15 protein-coding genes are annotated in these 18,878 nt (G+C 48.1%); 8 read left to right on the plus strand and 7 right to left on the minus strand.

What is annotated here, in order from left to right; translation table 11 throughout:
- Positions 1-125: 125 nt before the first annotated feature.
- From TW77_RS18965 to TW77_RS18975, 3 genes are all read left to right on the plus strand, one after another.
- A complete protein-coding gene (locus TW77_RS18965; RefSeq protein ID WP_046006545.1) occupies positions 126-1,214 on the plus strand; it encodes a hypothetical protein in 1,089 nt (362 codons plus the stop codon).
- Between the two features lie 95 nt (positions 1,215-1,309).
- Complete coding sequence (locus tag TW77_RS18970; RefSeq protein ID WP_052713275.1) at positions 1,310-1,702, plus strand: calcium-binding protein; 393 nt, start codon at positions 1,310-1,312, stop codon at positions 1,700-1,702.
- A 277-nt stretch (positions 1,703-1,979) separates the two neighbouring features.
- Positions 1,980-2,687: a hypothetical protein gene (locus tag TW77_RS18975; RefSeq protein WP_156158710.1), complete on the plus strand. Its 708-nt coding sequence runs from the start codon at positions 1,980-1,982 to the stop codon at positions 2,685-2,687.
- A 45-nt stretch (positions 2,688-2,732) separates the two neighbouring features.
- Here the strand turns inward: TW77_RS18975 and TW77_RS18980 are convergent, their stop codons facing one another.
- Positions 2,733-3,362, minus strand: a complete 630-nt coding sequence (locus tag TW77_RS18980; protein ID WP_082078978.1) for an OmpA family protein — start codon at positions 3,360-3,362, stop codon at positions 2,733-2,735.
- A gap of 190 nt (positions 3,363-3,552) precedes the next feature.
- Between TW77_RS18980 and aroQ the strand changes: the two genes are divergently transcribed.
- Positions 3,553-4,749, plus strand: coding sequence for a gamma subclass chorismate mutase AroQ (gene aroQ / locus TW77_RS18985; protein WP_240479522.1), 1,197 nt, complete (start codon positions 3,553-3,555; stop codon positions 4,747-4,749).
- Positions 4,750-4,829: 80 nt separating this feature from the next.
- Here the strand turns inward: aroQ and TW77_RS18990 are convergent, their stop codons facing one another.
- From TW77_RS18990 to yddG, 5 genes are all read right to left on the minus strand, one after another.
- A complete protein-coding gene (locus TW77_RS18990) occupies positions 4,830-6,311 on the minus strand; it encodes a hypothetical protein (protein ID WP_046006548.1) in 1,482 nt (493 codons plus the stop codon).
- Positions 6,312-6,620: 309 nt separating this feature from the next.
- The gene (locus tag TW77_RS18995) at positions 6,621-9,137 is read right to left on the minus strand and encodes a serine protease (protein WP_046006549.1); all 2,517 of its coding nucleotides are present in this window, start codon (positions 9,135-9,137) and stop codon (positions 6,621-6,623) included.
- 314 nt (positions 9,138-9,451) lie between these two features.
- Positions 9,452-11,353 (minus strand): S9 family peptidase, encoded by a 1,902-nt coding sequence (locus TW77_RS19000; RefSeq protein WP_046006550.1) that lies wholly within the window; start codon positions 11,351-11,353, stop codon positions 9,452-9,454.
- 279 nt (positions 11,354-11,632) lie between these two features.
- Positions 11,633-11,866, minus strand: a complete 234-nt coding sequence (locus TW77_RS19005) for a PhzF family phenazine biosynthesis protein (protein WP_046006551.1) — start codon at positions 11,864-11,866, stop codon at positions 11,633-11,635.
- Positions 11,867-11,926: 60 nt separating this feature from the next.
- Positions 11,927-12,820 (minus strand): aromatic amino acid DMT transporter YddG, encoded by an 894-nt coding sequence (gene yddG / locus TW77_RS19010; protein WP_082078979.1) that lies wholly within the window; start codon positions 12,818-12,820, stop codon positions 11,927-11,929.
- Between the two features lie 299 nt (positions 12,821-13,119).
- On the opposite strand from yddG, the gene TW77_RS19015 reads away from it, so the two are divergent.
- The 4 genes from TW77_RS19015 to TW77_RS19030 all read left to right on the plus strand — a co-directional run bounded on the left by TW77_RS19015 (position 13,120) and on the right by TW77_RS19030 (position 18,501).
- Positions 13,120-15,177, plus strand: coding sequence for a S9 family peptidase (locus TW77_RS19015; protein ID WP_046006552.1), 2,058 nt, complete (start codon positions 13,120-13,122; stop codon positions 15,175-15,177).
- A gap of 153 nt (positions 15,178-15,330) precedes the next feature.
- A complete protein-coding gene (locus TW77_RS19020; RefSeq protein WP_046006553.1) occupies positions 15,331-16,155 on the plus strand; it encodes a DUF350 domain-containing protein in 825 nt (274 codons plus the stop codon).
- A 12-nt stretch (positions 16,156-16,167) separates the two neighbouring features.
- A complete protein-coding gene (locus tag TW77_RS19025) occupies positions 16,168-16,986 on the plus strand; it encodes a hypothetical protein (RefSeq protein WP_046006554.1) in 819 nt (272 codons plus the stop codon).
- A complete protein-coding gene (locus TW77_RS19030) occupies positions 16,987-18,501 on the plus strand; it encodes a polyamine aminopropyltransferase (RefSeq protein WP_046006555.1) in 1,515 nt (504 codons plus the stop codon). It abuts the gene before it with no gap.
- 12 nt (positions 18,502-18,513) lie between these two features.
- Here TW77_RS19030 and TW77_RS19035 read toward each other — a convergent pair whose 3' ends face one another.
- A complete protein-coding gene (locus TW77_RS19035) occupies positions 18,514-18,747 on the minus strand; it encodes a hypothetical protein (protein WP_046006556.1) in 234 nt (77 codons plus the stop codon).
- Positions 18,748-18,878: the final 131 nt, after the last annotated feature.

Below are 18,878 nucleotides of genomic sequence, written 5' to 3' on the forward strand. Positions count from 1 at the left end.
GATAAACAAACTAGTCCCCTTGCATATGCTTCAGTAAAAATAATCCAGAGCGCAACAAGCCTGTCACATTGTACCTATATTGTTTCATTGATCATTTAATCACCACCAAGGAAGAGACAGTGTCAATGATTTTTGAATTAAGGCCTAATAAGCTCTTGTTACTCTTAAGCATAGTCGTGGTCTTCGTTACCTTGCTAATACTGATTGGTAAACCAGAGAAAACGGCAAGCATCGCGCCTACACAGACTGCCCCGCAAGTATTACCGGTACCAACCACAAAGACAGCCAGTACAAGAGACTCAGACAGCAATATGTATGCGTTACCGTCTACGTTACCGTCTGCCGAGGCTAAAATAAGTGAACAAAAACCCGAACCAATGCTCTGGCAATCACCTGAAGACCAACTGATACACTCTTTAGCATCGCTACAAGAAAAGATTGCTGCCAGCACGGCGCCTTTACAGCACGCAATATTGGGCCCTAATCAGGCATATTCAGAACTACGCATTGATATGCTGATGGCACTTGAGCAAGACCCGTCTTTGATAATTCATATTGTGGATGCTTTTGTGCAGGCACCTGACAGCTTACTTGGCAGAGAGCTGAGCGCCGTTCTTTCAAAAACGGGTGATCCACTGGCACAACACGCAGCCATAGATCTGGCAACAGAGCTATCCAATAGTGAGGACGACAGAGCCGCTGGATTATTCTTGCTAGCAAATATGGACAGTATTACTGGGCAAACTCGTGACCGCTTGCTGGAGCATATAGATTCAGAGCAAGAATCCAGTTCAGATATGAAACAGTTTACAATTATGGCTCTGAAACCCGCTCCGGGCACTCGGGAAGATTATGAACGCGTACAACAAACTCTCTCACGCGTCGTTGTTTCCACAGATCAAAACGTAAGACGCCATGGTGCTTATCAGATAGCACAATGGGCCACTTCCGACACAGATCTTACGCCTGTAAGACACATGGCCATGCATGAAGAAGATGTTAATGCGCGTGCAAGAGCGATTATGTCCATTGCTGAAAGTACCTTCAAATCAGAAGACAATCGCGCAGTTTTGTGGCACACAATCAACAACCAAAATGAACATACCGCTGTTAAAAAACATGCGCTAAAAGCACTTTCAACCTACTCGCTTAGTCACCAAGAGCTGGCGCATCTTCGCGTAAAAATGAATGAGCTAGCTTCTGAAGAAAATTAGTAAGCGATTTAGTAAAGCTACAACGAATTTGAAATTAGACCTTCAAATACCCTGATATTGATATCGAAATACTCATTTTACATTAAGGAAAAATAATGAAGTTTAATAAAATCTCCACCCTCGCGGGTGCACTCATCCTTATGGCGTCTTTCTCTCAGGCAGCTCAGGCTGACACCATCTATGGCACCAGTGGCAATGATGTTTTGGTCGGCACTTCTGCTTGGGACACCATCTTTGGCAACAGTGGCAACGATGACATTTACGGTAAAGACGGCTGGGATAACTTGTATGGTGGTAATGGCAATGACAGACTCCATGGACAAGAGGGGTCTGATAACTTATTTGGTGGTAGCGGTGACGACTATTTATACGGTGGTGGTTATCCTTATGACAACCTGAATGATAGCCTTTACGGTGGCTCAGGTTACGATATTTGCTATAACAACAGCGACAACCCCTATTATAACTCATGCGAAAAACGCCGCTGAGCCAGATTACTCTGATGCTATAACACGACGCTTATATCAGCTTGCCTGAGACAGCGTTGTACAGCAAAAAAACACCACCATCACAATAATGACGGTGGTGTTTTCATTCTGTACAGGCAAAACACTTTCTCTGAGGGCCACCGCTTTTTACGACGGGTGAATAAACCCACTGAACCACCGCCTTTTTCTGGCTGCTTAACTGCCACTTTGATGATGCTTGAAAGGAATTGGTCACTGTAACCGCAAACTCAAGCACTTGAACAACTACAGCAGCTGCATGACGACGTTAAGGACGATCTGCTCCTTGCCGGTACCAGTGCGACCCTGCCAATCGACAATATGGTGGTCAACATCAATAGGCTGTCCGATCTGTGGCAGCTGGCTCGGCAAAGAAGGCATTAACTACTTTCGCGAAACCGACCTGAAAAGCGTCATTGAAAAGCACATTGAAGCGGAAGAAGCCGAGGTAGACAGACTCGAAGGCATAGGCGCGGTTAACTTTCTGACCATAGATGATACCCTGGTGTCGCAAGAGGGCGAGCTTATCGACCCGCGCTCTGTCATTACGCTGCCAAGCAAGGTCGACTTTCCCATTCTCCCCGAAGTCCAGCGCAGTAGCGATGACCCATTTTTACAACAGGTAAATGCCAGCGGGCATAAATGGGTGATCCTGGCCAACGAAGCCCGCCAGCATTTACTGGTGATGGACGCCGATGGACTGCTGCGCGCCGCGCTGTTTAATACAGAGCAACCCTTCGAGCCCTATGAATTTTGCTTCAGACCCCTGATCATCCACAGCAATGACATGAACCTGGGCGATGTGCTTAAACACCTAAAGTCTGCCGAATCCCTGGACCCGGACCACGACGGCGACATTGAAGTCGACGTGGTGCTGGTCTGGACCGAACAACCTCGCATCATCACCGGCGCAGATATCCTCGGCCGGCTGTTAAAAGGCACCGCAGATGTGACGACACAAGCTTAAGTTGAGTGCAGCCACATCAAGCCTTTGTAAATGAAAGTGCGAACGCTACGACGCCTGATTAGGGATAATCTTGATCTCCACGCGGCGGTTTTGTGCTTTGCCCTGCTCGGTGTTGTTACTGGCCACAGGCTGAGATTCCCCCATCCCCTGCGCGTCTATACGTGCCGGGTTTATCTGGTAGGACAGCAAAGACTGCTTTACGCTATTTGCCCGTTGCTCTGAGAGGGTCTGGTTAAACCCGGCTGAACCGGCAGAGTCGGTGTGGCCAATGATGGTCAAAAAGGTTTTGTCGTATTTTTGCATCACACGGGCAATACCCTGCAATGTTTTGTTAAAACCAGGGCTGATGGTCGACTGGCCGGTGGCAAAGGTGATGTTGGCAGGCAAAACCAGGCGCATTTGATCGCCCTCGCGCACCACTTCTACGCCGGTGCCCGCAAGCTCCTCGTTAAAAGCCGCTTCCTGTTGATCCATATAATTGCCAATGGCCGCACCAGCAATGGCGCCCACCGCCGCACCAATGGCAATGCGTTTATCTTTGTGATTGCCCGTGGCTTTACCCAGCACAGCACCCGTTGCTGCACCTATCGCCGCGCCTTTACCTGTGTTGTTCATTTCACATCCTGATAAAGCAGCCAGTGCAGCGGCGCCCAGTAGTATCTTATTGATTGTCATATTCATTCCTGAGTTAAATTCAATTATCTTGATTATTGCAATAAAAAATTAACTCGAACTGAAGAGATGACTAAGCTACGTACAGCACGCATAAGCGCAGCTATTGACGTCTATCGCTTGCACGACAGCGCGCGGCAGTTCTGTTAGGATGCCTTCTTTGCCTGTTAGACCTTTGGAAAAGCCGTTGAAATTGTCTTTTATATCTCGCTTACTGGCGTTACCTGCATTACTGTTAACGCTGACAACGCAGGGGGCACCTGTCTATGTACAAGCCGGGCCCGGAAGCTTTAATCATGCCGCGCTTGACTTACTCGCAGCCCGTAACCACATGGATTATCAGCGCTTTTACTCGGGCACCCCGGCGCATACCTATACCAGTGCGGCGCAGGCACAGACCTGGGCTTTTAGTGCGCTGGCCAACTCCACGATAGAAGGGCAACTGGTCCCGGCCATTGTGGATGCAATGCGCAGCTATCAGGTCACGGAGCTCAGCGCGGCCGTTCATATGCCCATCGAGATGTGTGTATTTGGCTTGAATAAAACCGGTAAAATCACTCATGCTGCCTCGCATCCGGCAGCTCTAAAACAGATCGCCCGCTGGCTCAGTGCGCATCAGCTCCAAGCCAAGCCAGTACCAAAAGGCACCAACGAAGCCGCCCGCTTACTCGCAGCTGACCAGTTTGACCAAAACACAGTGGCAGTGGGCAGTTGTGCACTCAAAGCCGTGTACCCTGAGCTAACGTTACGCGAAACTGGCATTCAGGATAACGCAGATAATCATACTCTGTTCGGCCTGATGAAAATGGAAAAACGACCTCAGCCAATCAGCGAGGACGAAGCGCGCAGTGCACTGGCGCACGTTGTGGACCAGGCAAATGTGCTGATAAACACACGCACAGATTCAGCTAAAGCGCTGTTCTCACATATTAACCAACGCCTTGCCCAGATGCAGCCCGTTGCACTGTTTAAAGCACAAAAACACAGGCCCATCGAAGATTTATCCCGTGAAGCCGTAGTGCTGTCAAAGGCGCTGGAGCAAGCCCAGCAGCAATGCCTCGATACTGGCAGTGTTAAGGCATTTTTCCAGGCGCAAATGGATGCTGCCAAGGCAATTCAATACAGATACCGGGCACAATGGCTCTCTGAAGGCGTACCTAATCAGGAAGCCGACCTGACGCAACTAAGAAACACATTAAATCAGCTCGGCGCGGCTATACTGCAGACCCTGACCACTCACCTGGCACAACATGGTAACCTCACCACGGAGCTAAAGCCTGTTTTTCTTGCTGCGCTAAATACAGATAACCTAACTGTACAAGACAAACAAAGGCTCTACCAGGCACTACAGAGCGTACGCAGGGTTGAAAACTGCCAGGCAACCGATTAAAGATTCGCCTAAACCTATCCGTCAGCCCTTAGCGCAAGCACAACATAAAGGGCTGATTTAAAAGCCAAACAATATCTATCTCACAGTAATTCGATTAACTTATAATGCCGTGCAAGCGCCTTCAAAATTTGCAGCGCTGAATCTTTATCATGGGCAGCAATGACCGCCTGGTTTTCTGCCATTTCGGCTCTCACCATAAACACGTCATGCGCACTTGGACTGCGATAATAGGTTTGCGTCACCAATGCACCTGCAGAGTTAAATTGCACTTTTAGTGCGCCCTCATCAGTCACTTCCCATTGAGTATCCATACTCTCGACTTTGTCTATGTACTTAAGTTTACCTGTACCGTCTGTATTAAACGTATGCTCGATTACAGTCAGCTCTGCACGCTGGTTTGAGTCATTGGCACTGTCCTCAATCACTGTATATAAAGCCTCAGTAATGAGCGTCTTTTCGCTGAATTTCGCTGCCATATTTACCGATACGTCATAGTGTCTGCTGAAGAAGATCAATTCGCCCGTGGAGTTATCTGTCGCCAAAAGCAGTCCCTCTAAAGTCTCAAAAACACTTATTTCCTTGCCGTCCATGACAATCACACCGCCATCAACCTGATAAGGAATAGACTCGTCACCCACTGACGCCACGCCATCTTGCATCACCCATTGTTTAACGCCATCACGCGCGAAATCCCCGGCACTGATTAACCCCATGTACCAGCGCCCTTCGCCCTGCTCCAGGTCATCCTTCAGGGTCCAAACATCTGGTACAGGGTAAGATGTTTCTGTCACCCAGTGCGCAACCCACTTGAGGCCATCTTCGCTCTTCTCCAGTACCAGACTGTCTATATCGTCGAGTGCCATTTCCAGAGCGTATTGCACCAACCCAACTGTGTCGGCAACCAACTTCTCTGGAAAACTCACATCGTCTTTAACTGAGAAGAAATTCTCAGGAAGCAGTTTAACAATTGAACGGGCAACCAAATGAATACGCCTTGATTTAGCGATCGTTGCCGGGTCGTCTGCCGATTTGGCTAATACAAAGTCACTTTTGATCAAAGCAGCATCGAGATTCAGTTCAGACGCTAGCGTATCCATATCGACATTTTTAAGCGTAGCCAGCGTCGAAAATGGTGAAACAATATCTGTGTCCGAGTGTGCAAGTAGCGTGTATGCCTGACCTGCGAGAAGATCAAAATCGGTGTCATACGTCTGCTCTCCAACCACTTTAATAATTACATTGGCATCTGTTGATACCTCAGCCTGACCTTGTTCGTTGGTTGTTAACACCTGTGATGTACCGTCGCTGTGTGTGACAGTTACTTCTTCACCCGAATCACATACCAGGTTGTCGTTCTGATCATCACATACAATCGCATTGACCAGGTAGCCATCAATAGCGGTGATCGTGCGTGTTTCGGGGGTCTTTACAACCGCTTTCTGGTCCTCAGTCGCCAGCTTTGAGTTATCTTCTTTTCTCTCGTTGTGACTGCCACAGCCAATCAAGGCCAATGAAATCACATAGGCCAAAAATGACTTGCATGAAGTGAATTTAAAAAACATTGGATTTCCCTATTAAACAAAAAGTAAACGTAAATACATAGCCCTGAGCTTTGACGCACCAACTTTACGGCTACAAATCATTGAGGATTAATCGGGATAAATCAATGGAACAAATGTGAATATACAAATTGAAACAAGCAGGAACAGGATGAAACACAATGCGAATAATATTAAACATAGATGAGAGTAATATCTCCCATTAAAAAACACGCCGTATCTCTAATATTAGATATCTTCAATAAAAAAACCGCCATCACATTCATGATAGCGGTTTCTATACCTTTTACGGCTATACTTTATTGCTAAAGTTTACTTCTTCATACGACGAGTAAACAAAGCCAAAGACATCAACAACAAAGCAAATGAGCCAAACGAGCCACTGTCTTTTTCTGGCTGCTTAACTGTCACTTTAATGTTCTCGGTTGATGATGCGCCAAAGGCATCCGTCACAGTCACTGCAAACTCCAGGACTTCGTTTTGGTCAACAGCAGGCGCTGCAACGCTCAACTGCGCATTGCTGGAGGAAACATTCACGCTGGTACCTGATACCTGCTCCCAGTTAAACGTCAACTCGTCTCCTTCCAGGTCAACAGAGGCAGATGCGCTCAGCTCGATATTCTGACCCGACGCAACCAAAGTAGAACTCGCAGTCAACACAACCTGAGGCGCATTGTTTTTAGCAATCGCAACAGTCACCAGTTGTCCTGCCTTAGCGCCAAACTCATCCTGTGCAACCACTTCATAAACCAGCGTTTTACCAACCTGTGCTTCATCCGCTTTGAGTTTTACAACCGCGGTTCCACCAACAGGAGCCGTGCTATCACCTGAGCGATTTATCCAGGTATAGGACAGCGTGTCGCCCTCAGGATCCGCCGTGCCGCTGGCATCTAATGTAAACTCCAGCCCGCCTCGCACTTCAATATTCGCTTCGGCAACCTTAATCACAGGCTGCTTGTTCTCGTCGATAGTTACAGTAACACGTTGTTTAGACGCTGCTCCGAATTCGTCAGTCGCTGTTACTTCATAGGTCTGAGTAGTTGTCTCACTTACCACAGGTGCAACAGGTGTAAATGCCTCTGCCGTGCTCAATACAATCTCTGGCGCGCTCATTTCAGCCCAGGCCACAGCATAGTTGTCTCCATCCGGATCCGCTGTACCAGTTGCATCCAGGGCAATGCCCATACCACTTCTGACACTCAGGTTAGTTTGTGCCAGTTTGATAGCAGGGCTCAGATTATCACGCATTTTCACGTCAAATGCTTTCAATACGATGTTGTCGTCACCTTCACTGACTGAGCTATCTTTTATGTATTCGAACACCACTGTGTTTGAACCTTTATTCAGGTCAAACGACGTCTTCTCATATTTATCGGCTAAACCACTCTTTCTGAGCACTTGCTCGCCGTTAATGTAGACATTGAAAAAGTCATAGCTCTGCTCAGATGACAGCAGGTACTCGAAGTCAAACCCCAGTGCTAACCCATGGTCAATTTCAGCCAACAGAATAGATTTTTGTGACGCATCCTGAAGGTTAGGATTTTCCTCTCTGTCAGATATGTCACCACTGATCAAAAGTGGCGTTCGGGTGTTGTCTTCAGCGACATCTTCACTGACAAACCAAGGTGCATCGCCGCCAGTATACCACTGTACAACTGGCTCGGAAGACATATGCGCATCAATCACCCTACTGGCGGGGATCTTCTCATAACTGTATGTATAACCACGCGAATGAACCGCCTGATTTGCCAGCTCTGCACTTACTGTGAACTCACCTGCTGAGGAGCTGTCCGATGTAGCCACTGACACTTCACAGTGTTGACCTGGCTCCAGAACCGTTGCCGTACAGTTTTCAGACGCGACGGCAGCGCCGGCAGAATCCTCAGATAACTGAATTCCAGCAACTTCAACCGAGCTGGCAGACTTGTTGTATAAGCTCACAGACACGGTTGCATTGGGTTTATCAGCAATGGTGAACTGCCCAGGTTCAAACCCGGCATATTGTTGGTTTCTATTCGCCCAGGTATTTAAAAATGCAACATCAGCATATACACCTGGTCTGTTTGGGCTTGCACAGCCAAATCCCCAGCTGACCACGCCAACCTGGATCCAGCGATTATTGCGATTGACAATCAGCGGGCCACCACTATCGCCCTGACAGGAATCTTTGCCGCCCTCATCGAATCCGGCGCACAGCATACTATCGGAAATTCTGCCATCGTAGTGCTTGGCATCATTACACACTTCATTTGGAATATAGGCCACATCCACTTCATGCAGCTTATCCGGTGATGGACCACCTGCATGTAGTGCTCCCCAGCCCATTACTCTGAAGTTTTCACCAGCCACATAACTGCGCTTCAGTTCATCGTCAGCCAACTCAATGGGCGTGATACCCTCGACCGGATTTGCCAGGGTCAATATCGCGATATCATTATTGTAGTCGTACTCATCCTTGTAACCTTCATGCATGACGATGTCCGTCACTTCATAGGCCTGCCCCTGACTTTCGTCAGTCAGGTCATGGCCACCAAATTTAACCGCAAAATCACTGGCACTCCAGCCCTCAACGCAGTGCGCTGCCGTCAGCACCTTGTTTGGAGCAATGAGCGACGAGCCACAATAGTGAACAAATTTCTCACCATTAAAAACTTGCAAACTACCCATAAACGGATAAGCAAAGGGTGTTGTTTCACCCCCACCTACGATTCTGACATTGTCCATCGCAGCGCGAGTTTGCAGCGGTAGTTTTTCCTTCGCTTGCGCAACGCCCGTTAAAGAGGTGGTTGCCAAAGTAAGTAAAAGTGCTTTTTTTATTGTTGTTTCCATGCAATTGTCCTGATTTAAAAAGACTTATTCATTTAAAACTAAGATTTAGACAAACTATCACAAAAAGTTCCTAAATATAAAACAAAATATACACCAAACGGCAATATTTATAAAAATAAAACAATTAATGGCTAGATAATGCACAAGCTGTGCGAATGCGTACGATGATAAAGAAGGGTTATCATTTAAGATGGCGCATTTGGTGCTGCGGGACAGGATAAAAGAGAAGCTATCTGAGCAGAGGTTTCTACCCAGATAGTCTATTGGTTTTGCAGATCCGTTAGCGGGGCGGTAACGGAACTGTGTTCACTTATTTAGAGTGTATCGTCCAGCCACTTGAAGAACTCTCGCTGCCAGACAATGCCATTTTGTGGCGAAAGCACCCAGTGATTCTCTTCAGGGAAATACAGGAAGCGGCTTTTCAGGCCACGCAATTTTGCTGCCTGGAATGCCTGGATCCCCTGCTCCAACGGTACCCGATAGTCTTTACCACCGTGGATAACAAACATAGGCGCATCCCATTTATCAACATAGCTGATTGGGTTAAAGGCCGAATAAGTTTTGTCGGTTGCGGCGTTTTTCTCCCAGTACGCCCCGCCAAACTCGTGATCCACAAAGAAGATTTCTTCTGTGCTGCCATACATGCTGCGCAAGTCGAAGATGCCGCAGTGGGCGATAAAAGACTTGAAGCGACCATCATGATTGCCCGCTAAATAAAAGGCTGAATAGCCGCCAAAGCTTGCACCAACAGCAGCAATACGCGACTTGTCAACGTACGGAGCTTTAGCAACCTCATCAATGGCATCCAGGTAATCCTGCATCACCTTGCCGCCCCAGTCCTGGGTAATATCTTCATTCCACTTAACGCCATGTCCCGGCATACCACGGCGGTTTGGTGCCACCACAATATAACCCTGTGATGCCATGACCTGGAAATTCCAGCGGAACGAATAAAACTGCGACAACGCCGACTGTGGCCCACCTTGCAAATACAACAAAGTTGGGTACTTCTTAGTTTCGTCAAAGTTTGGCGGGTAGATCACCCAGCTCAGCATATCCTGACCATCTTTGGTCTTTACCATCTGCTTTTTAACAGTTGGCAGGTCCAGATTTGCGTAGAGCGCATCGTTGACCTTGGTCAGCGCGCTCAGCTTTTGGCTTTTCAGATCAAAGCGGTAGATTTCATTCGCTTTGTTCATGCTATTACGCGTTACTACCAGATGTTTATCCAGTGCAGCCACAATACCATTCACATCAAACTGACCTTTGGTAAGCTGTTTAATGAGCGGTCTGGCTTTTGGATTGGTGGTTACTGAAACCTGGAATAACTGGATAGTCCCATCGATTGGCGCCACAAAGTAAATGTGCTTACCATCATGGCTCCACTTAAAACTGTTTACTGTGCCATCCCAGTGCGCTGTCAGGTTGACGTTATAATCGTTCGCTCTGATTATGATGTCATTCTTATCAGCTTCATAACCAGGTGTGGTCATTTGTAACCAGGCAAGGTGTCCTTTTGGCGAGAAAGCCGGATACTTATCGTAACCCGGATTGCTTTGGGTCAGATTGACGGTCTCTTTTGTTGCCAGGTTGTAGCGATAGATATCCGTATTGGTGCTAGATACATACTCAGCACCGGTCAGCTTTTTGCTCACATAATAGATGTTTTCGCCCTTTGGTCCCCAGATATAATCACTGCCACCGCCAAACGGCGAGGTAGGACTATCAAAGGGCTGCCCCTGCATGATGTCGACTTTTTCTTCTGTTTTCAGATCCTGATAAAATACATGCTTGTAGCTGCCATCTTTCCAGGTATCCCAGTGGCGGTAGTTCAGGTCATCAAATACATAGGCTTTTGCCTGAGTCAGCGTCTTGTGTCTGTCCGTTGCCAGAACCGCTTCTACTGCAACTTTCTCATGGAATAGCTTTTTGCTGCCGTCCACAGAGATTTTATCGTTTGCCAGCAGCCCCTGGTATGCATCCAGCAACTGCGGTGTGCCACCTTTAAGCGGCACCTGGTATACTTTACTGGCAAAATTGTTCTGCTCAACACTCGGCGTGGTCACTTTGTAGATGACATGGGTTTTGTCTTTATTCAGCCCCAGCGCGCTTACGCGCTTTACTTGCCAGAGCTTTTCCGGGGTCATCACCTCTTTAGCGGCAACGCCGGTTGTTACTGCCAGCCCCAGGCCAGCATATGCAAGAATTCGCAACATCGCGAAATACCTCCGAAAATTGAATCCCGGCTAGACTACCTAAATCAGCAGAAACTTAAAAGAGATAGCGATGAGTGGTTATGGCAACCAGTAGTAACGGTCGTTCAGTTTAAGCTACAAGCAATTTTTGACCTAGAATCTGTGCATACCCGCCGACATGCAAGCCGGTTATGCCCAACTCGTCAGACTCAACCAATGCCGTAATACGTGAGGTACGTCCCATCGCTTTGCCTTGCTCAAAGGTAAAATGATTGGACTGGTACGGGTAAACGTATTGAGTCAGATAGCATGCCCACAAAAATCGACTTCAGCGGTTGGTGTAAAAAAGGACACGGCAAAATCAGCGTCGCTGGCCGAGGATACAAAGGCAGTTTCAGAAAAGCCAACCTCCCGGGCAATAGCCTGCTTTTGCTCATCTGTCAGCCCATCGGCGTTCAGCACCACACCGGCAGGGTTTCCCCCCTTGCCTCGTTCAGTAAAGGCATTCACCAAATGTACGTTGATTTGATGCAATCGAGTTCTCCCCAGTTGAAGGTGCAGGTATCGCCACACTTGTGTTGCAGCCCCGGTTACTTAATCATTAAACTTTCCTCTGGTCACCCACCAGCAAAGCAAAGAACCAGCAGTCACCATGCACACCCCTTGTAAGAAACTCTGCGTCAGTACCAGCCCCAGGATCAGCGAAGACAAAGCAGTTGATAGCACAGGCGTAAAATAAGACAAGGTCGCCAGCAGCACCATGTTGCCACCAATAATGGCATAATTCCATAACGCGTATCCACTGCCCAGCGCGACCCCGGATATAAGGAGTAGACCCGCAGACTCAAGGGTCAACACGATAGCGGTTTCATCGCTGGCGGCAAATTTTACCCACAAGCTCATTGCCGTTAGCAAAAAGAACAAAGTAATCGCATTTTGTCCATTGGCAATGCGTTTGGTTAAAACGCAATACACAGCCCAAAGAAATGCGCCGCTCAATGCCATTGCATAGGTTGTTGGATTTGATGCGATATTTGCCAGCAACTGCTCAGGTGTTATGCCTTCATCGCCCGCGATACTCCAGGCAACACCTAAAAAGGCCAACAAGATCCCAGGATATACCCAGATACTGCTCTTTTTGCCGCTGATGACCACCGCCATTAGCACTGTCAGCGCAGGCCATAAATAATTGATTACCAACATCTCCAGCGCCTGCTGGCGGCTGTTTGCCATTGCCAGTGCGAGCGCCAGGCAAATCTCATAAGCAACAAACAGGCTGCCCCCAATCAAGATGTAACGTGGCGAATAATCGCGTATCCTGGGTATCCCCATAACCAGAACCAAAAACACAGATGCCACCGTGTAGATAGAAGCGGCGCCGCCTACCGGGCCCAGCATTTCAGTCACTGCACGAACCAGGCCCATAACGGCGCTCCACAAAAAAATCGCAGCCACGCCGGCCAGGGTATATTGATATGACTTATCCATAATTTTGATTTTTAAAGCTCCAAAGCTGAAGTTACAGTGCACTTATCTAACGGCCCGGAAGACACCCGTCTAACTATCAGGGCGAAAGATACATTGCCACACTTGCAAATATCAAACTTTTTAATGCCTTATTGTTCATCGCTTACGTCAAGCATCTGATAAAACTGCCCACTTACCGCGAATCTATTTCAAAAGGTGTTACAACATATCATAAATAGGCTTTGTACTGAGCGACGGTTTGTATTCCCAGTGCTGGTGTATAAGCGGTCAACCACTAAAATGAATAGAGTACTAAAACAATGAAAAAACTTTCTATTTTAACGTCTTGTATTGCACTGGCGTTGTCTGGTTCTGCACTGGCTGCTGAGTCTTCGCACACCAACAATACACTTACCTATCAGGATGTATTTAACATTGAATACGCCGCAAACCCGGTGGTCGTGCCAAACGGCAAGCAAGTTGTCTATGAGCGCCGCAGTATGGATATCATGACAGACAGCATGAAAAGAAACCTGTGGACCGTATCACTGGATGGCAAAACACACCTGCCGCTGTTGTCAGACACACACAACCATTTCAGCCCGGTGTTTTCACCGGACGGCACAAAAATGGCCTACCTCTCCAGCAAAGAAGGCCAGGTTCAAATCTATGTCCGCGATTTAGCATCGGGCCTGACCGCGCGGGTAACAGATGTTGCGATGACTCCCAGTAGCCTGAGCTTCTCGCCGGATGGCAGCCAGCTGGCTTTCTCCATGTTTACGCCGGGTAAGGCAAAGCCCCTATTCAGCCTCGACTTTAAACCCAAAGACGCAAAATGGGCCGACAATGCTCAGTACATAGATCAAGCCCTGTTCCAGCGTGATGGTGCTGGCATGAAACGCCCGGGCAATATGCACGTTTATGTTGTGCCCGCCATTGGTGGCTCGCCGCGACAAATTACCTCAGGCAAACATGACTACGCAGGTTCACTAGCCTGGTCAGGCGATGGCAAGCAGCTCATTGTCGCCGCCAATACACATGATGATGCCCAGTTTGATGTGTTCAACAGCGATTTACTGGCTATCGATGTACGCACTGCCAAAGTCACCGAACTTACCTCAATGTCTGGCCCTGAGTATAGCCCTAAGCTTAGCCCCAACGGAAAAAAGCTGGCATTCCTTGGCTTTGAAGACAATGGTAAATCAAACCAAATCACAGAACTTTATGTGATGAACCCGGATGGCTCTGATATTAAACGACTGACACCTAAGCTGGATCGCAGCGTTGGCGACATAAAATGGACCGACAACAGTAAGGGCTTATATTTCAGTTATGACAACGAAGGGAAGAAACACGTCGCCTACGTTTCTTTATCTGGCAAGATAAAAACCCACACCGATGCGCTGGGTGGCATGAGCTTAGGCCGTCCTTATACCTCGGGTCATTTTGATGTAACCGACAATGGTCAGATTGTTTACACTCAGTCTACTGGCGTACGTCCTGCCGACTTGGCCGTGGTCAGTAAGCGTGGAAAAGTCTCTCAACTGACCGACTTGAACAGTGATGTGTTCGACCATAAAACACTGAACCAGCCTGAGCTGATGGAAGTAAAAAGCAGTGTTGACGGCAGACGCCTGCAAGCCTGGATTGTGACCCCGCCTAACTTTGACCCAAATAAAAAGTATCCGCTGATCCTGGAGATCCACGGTGGTCCCCATACCGCGTATGGCCCGGAATTTTCGACCGAAGTCCAGCTGTTCGCAGCCGCCGGTTACGTCGTGGTTTACGGTAACCCAAGAGGTTCAACGTCCATGGGCGCTGACTTTGCCAACGAGATTGATAAAAACTACCCGTCAGAGGATTACAACGACCTGATGGACATGGTTGACGGTGTGATTGCCAAAGGCTACGTAGATCAGGACAACTTGTTTGTCACCGGCGGCTCTGGCGGCGGCACGTTAACCGCCTGGATCATCGGTAAAACAGACCGCTTTAAGGCTTCGGTGGTTGCAAAACCCGTTATCAACTGGACCAGCATGATTGGTGCTTCCGACATCTATACCTTTATGACGCGTTACTGGTTTAGCGACCTGCCGTGGAACGACTACCAGCAATACTGGAACCGCTCGCCGCTGTCTCTGGTTGGCAATGTGAAAACGCCCACTATGGTACTCACCGGTGAACTCGACGTGCGCACCCCAATGAGTGAAAGTGAGCAATACTATGGCGCACTGCAACTACAAGGTGTGGACAGTGCCTTTGTACGCATTCAGGGCGCCTACCATGGCATTGCCGCCAAACCCTCCAACCTGGCACGTAAAGTGGGTAATATCCTGGCCTGGTTTGACAAGTACCGAGCCGACAACAAAGCTGACTAAGCCTTTGCAGCCACCCGCATGGCGGGTGGCTTTTTATCACGTGCATTGGCAACAGCCACCATGAAGTAGCGCAATATTAAAAGAATTTACTCGTTTTTTTTCTGTGCTAAAATCGCCCGCTTGTACATTCTTGGGTAAAATACGGAAACAAACATGGACTTCCCTTTGGCTGAACTGAGCTACTTCGGGCTCTTTCTTGTGGTGCTATTTGTCGCAAAATGGCTCTATAACGCGACCACTTCGTACAACACCTTCACGGAAATTGAACAGAACAAAAACCTGGCTTTGGCAACATCAATCAGTGGTTTCTTAATTGCGGTTACTATGATGTACGTGGCAGTTCTTCAGGGGCCGAGTAAAGGTCTGTTAACCGACCTTATCAATGTAAGTCTTTACTCACTGGTGGGGCTGGGCTTATTGGTGATAACCCGAGTGATTAACGATAAGTTGCTGTTACCTAAGTTTTGCAACACCACACAACTTATCACTCATCAGAATCTGCCGGTTGGAATCGCGCAATTTGCCAGTTACATCAGCGCCGGATTAATTATCGCAGGGGCTTTGAAAGGAGAAGGGAGTTTTGCCTCAGCGATTGTATTTTATTTGCTCGCTCAGCTGGTCCTGCTGGTCGCAAGCCGACTGTATGATGCACTGACACAGTTTGACCTGCACCAGGAGCTGCAAAACAACAATATGGCGGCGGCCGTCAGTTTTGCGGCAACCAAAATTGCCACAGGTATTATCTTATTTCACGCACTGCGCGGCGCTTTCGAGAGCTGGTCAGACAGCATTACACTATTTTTTATCGACGCAGCCATTGCGCTGGTGCTGCTGCCCGTGGTGCGCTTACTGACTGATTTAGTACTGATGCCAGGGGTGAGAGTCAACAAGGCCATCGCCCAGGGCAATACCGCTGTTTCATTAATTGAAGCAAGCGTGGCCGTATCGGTTGCCGTGGCAATTTTCTACACACTTTAAAAAGGACATTTTATGAGTGTGATAAAAACCTTTTTCCTGGCCCTGGTGATTTTTATTTTATGCTTCATTAGTCGGACGATGCTAGAAGAACCTGTCGCTCAGGTGCCTTTTGCCAAGAGCGCAGAGTATACCAATCAGGATAAGGCCTATCAGTTCGATGTGCCTGAAGATGGCCAGATGATGCGCTTTGAAATCAGGGGCATGATGAAAATGAACACCTGGAAAGCCATGGATATGGAAGTCTATCAAGCCGATGGCACTTACCTGTTTAGCTATCAGGATGAGCTGTGGTCTGAATCGGGCAGAGACTCGGAGGGCCACTGGACCGAAAGAAAAACCGCTGCTTCATTTGAGATCCGCTTTGCGAACAAAGGCACCCACCATCTGTACCTGACAGACGCTAGCAGCTATAGCCAAAAATTGAACAACACCCGATACACCTTTCGTGTGGTCCCCATTCGGGGAGATGCAGATACCTTGTTTCCTCTACAATTTATTGCAGGGATCATCGCTGTTGGCTGCCTGGCACTATTAGCCAATCGCTATGAAAATGATGAGCCCTTGTCAGGCAAAACAACCTATAACAAAAAGCCCTATGGTCATAACCCGTTTGGCGATCAAGCACGCCCCTCACGTGCCCCGCTGTACGCCTGGTGTTTCTCCCTCGGGCTATTTGCCTTGCTGTTCAGCTGGGCGTATAAAAATGACGACGACATTAATTACGTCAGTTATGCCTATGGTAAGTCGCAAATGACGGTTGATCGCAGCATTCGTCAGCAAAGTTTGTCTGGTGCCAATCATCGCGGTGGCAGTGGCCGGGGTGGTAAATAAGTGCTCAGAGAAAGCCATATCCTGCTGTTTAGCATCTTTATTGCCGGATTATGCTCGATTGTTTATGAGCTGCTGATAGCAACCACGGGCGCTTATTTTCTGGGCGACAGTGTGATGCAGTTTTCCATCACCATTGGCGTCTATATGGCGTTTATGGGCGTGGGCTCGTACCTGTCTAAGTGGGTCACTGACAACACACTGCTAACGCAGTTTATTGTGTACGAGCTGATGCTGGCGCTGATTGGTGGCAGCTCAGTGCCTTTACTGTATTTTTGTTATGCTCAGGGCTGGCATTTTCAGAGTATGTCGGTTGCGCTCACCGCTCTGATTGGGATTTTTGTGGGCCTTGAAATTCCGCTGCTGTCACGGCTGATGGAAAAGCACTATACCTTAAAGGTGAACCTGGCCAATGTGTTGTCTATTGATTATCTGGGTGCGTTAATCGCCACCCTGGTTTTTCCGCTGGCACTACTGCCCTGGCTTGGCGTATTTAAAACCTCACTGCTGTTTGGGCTTATCAACTTGTCCATCGCCTTAACCTTATTGTGGTATTTTTACGCTCAGTTTCCTCTCAGACAGGCACGCCTGTTAAGGTGGCTCCTGGTACTTGTGTTACTCACGCTCGCAGGGTTGATGTTCTTCAGCAAAGCGCTGAATCATCACTGGAACGAAACCGTGTTTGAAGACCGTATTGTGCACAGTGAACAGTCACGGTACCAACAGCTGATCATGACCAAACACAAAGAGGATGTGCGTTTGTATTTAAATGGTGGCTTGCAGTTTTCTGCCATTGATGAATACCGCTACCATGAATCACTGATCCATTTGCCAATCCAGCGTCAAACAGCGACTCGCAACGTCCTGATCCTGGGTGGTGGCGACGGCCTGGCCGCCAGGGAACTGCTCAAATACCCCGATATTGAATATATTACTTTGGTTGACCTGGACCCGGCCGTGGCAGAGCTTGCCCGCAGCAATTTTCACCTCAAACAGCTCAATCACAACGCGCTGCACAACCCCAAAGTGAAGGTGCTCAATCAGGATGCGTTTGTCTATCTGACAGACACGCCCAATAGATACGACTTAATCGTGGTGGATTTACCCGACCCTAAAACCATTAGCCTGGCCAGGTTGTACAGTAAGCAGTTTTATACTCTGGTAAAACATCGCCTGAATACACAAGGCATTATGGTGACTCAGGCAACCAGCCCTTACTTTGCAAAACAGGCGTTTTGGTCAATCCATAATACGGCGGCGTCGGTGGGCTTTCACTCAGTCACCCCGTATCATGTGGATGTGCCCTCATTTGGCAACTGGGGGTTTGTCATGGCCTGTAAAGCAGCGTGTCAATTACAGCACCATGCCCTGCCCGACACGCGTTTTTACAGTCCAGATATTGAACCTTTATTAATGACGTTTCCGGCTGATATGCATAATACCCACAGTAAAGTCAGCAGCCTGGATCAGCCCCATGTGCTCTACTATTATCTCGATGGCTGGAAATACTGGAATTAGTTAGAGAGGCGACTAATCTGGTACTGAGTTTACAAACTCCAGTAGCCTTTTAATCGACTCACTACCATCTATCACACCATCTGCGATGTCTTCACAGCTCCGGATAATTTCGTTTCTGGAGCCAAAAGGGATCGCTTCAAGGCACTCTATTTCTTCTCCGGCAACACGTAACGCATCATGCACGTCTGAGCATTCCGCGCGTTCAATTGCACTAATAATAAAGTGCTTTCTCTGCTGATTTGTCATGCAAACATAGCTCCCGCAATATATTTTATTTGTCGACAAAAGTTTTAGTCAAAATTCGCCAGACAGTTTAACGCCTGTACAGCATCAGGTAACCGACATAGTGCATTTTTGGTTTATAGATATCCACCCCG

The sequence above is a fragment of the Pseudoalteromonas rubra genome (assembly GCF_000967655.1).
GTDB lineage: Bacteria > Pseudomonadota > Gammaproteobacteria > Enterobacterales > Alteromonadaceae > Pseudoalteromonas > Pseudoalteromonas rubra_A.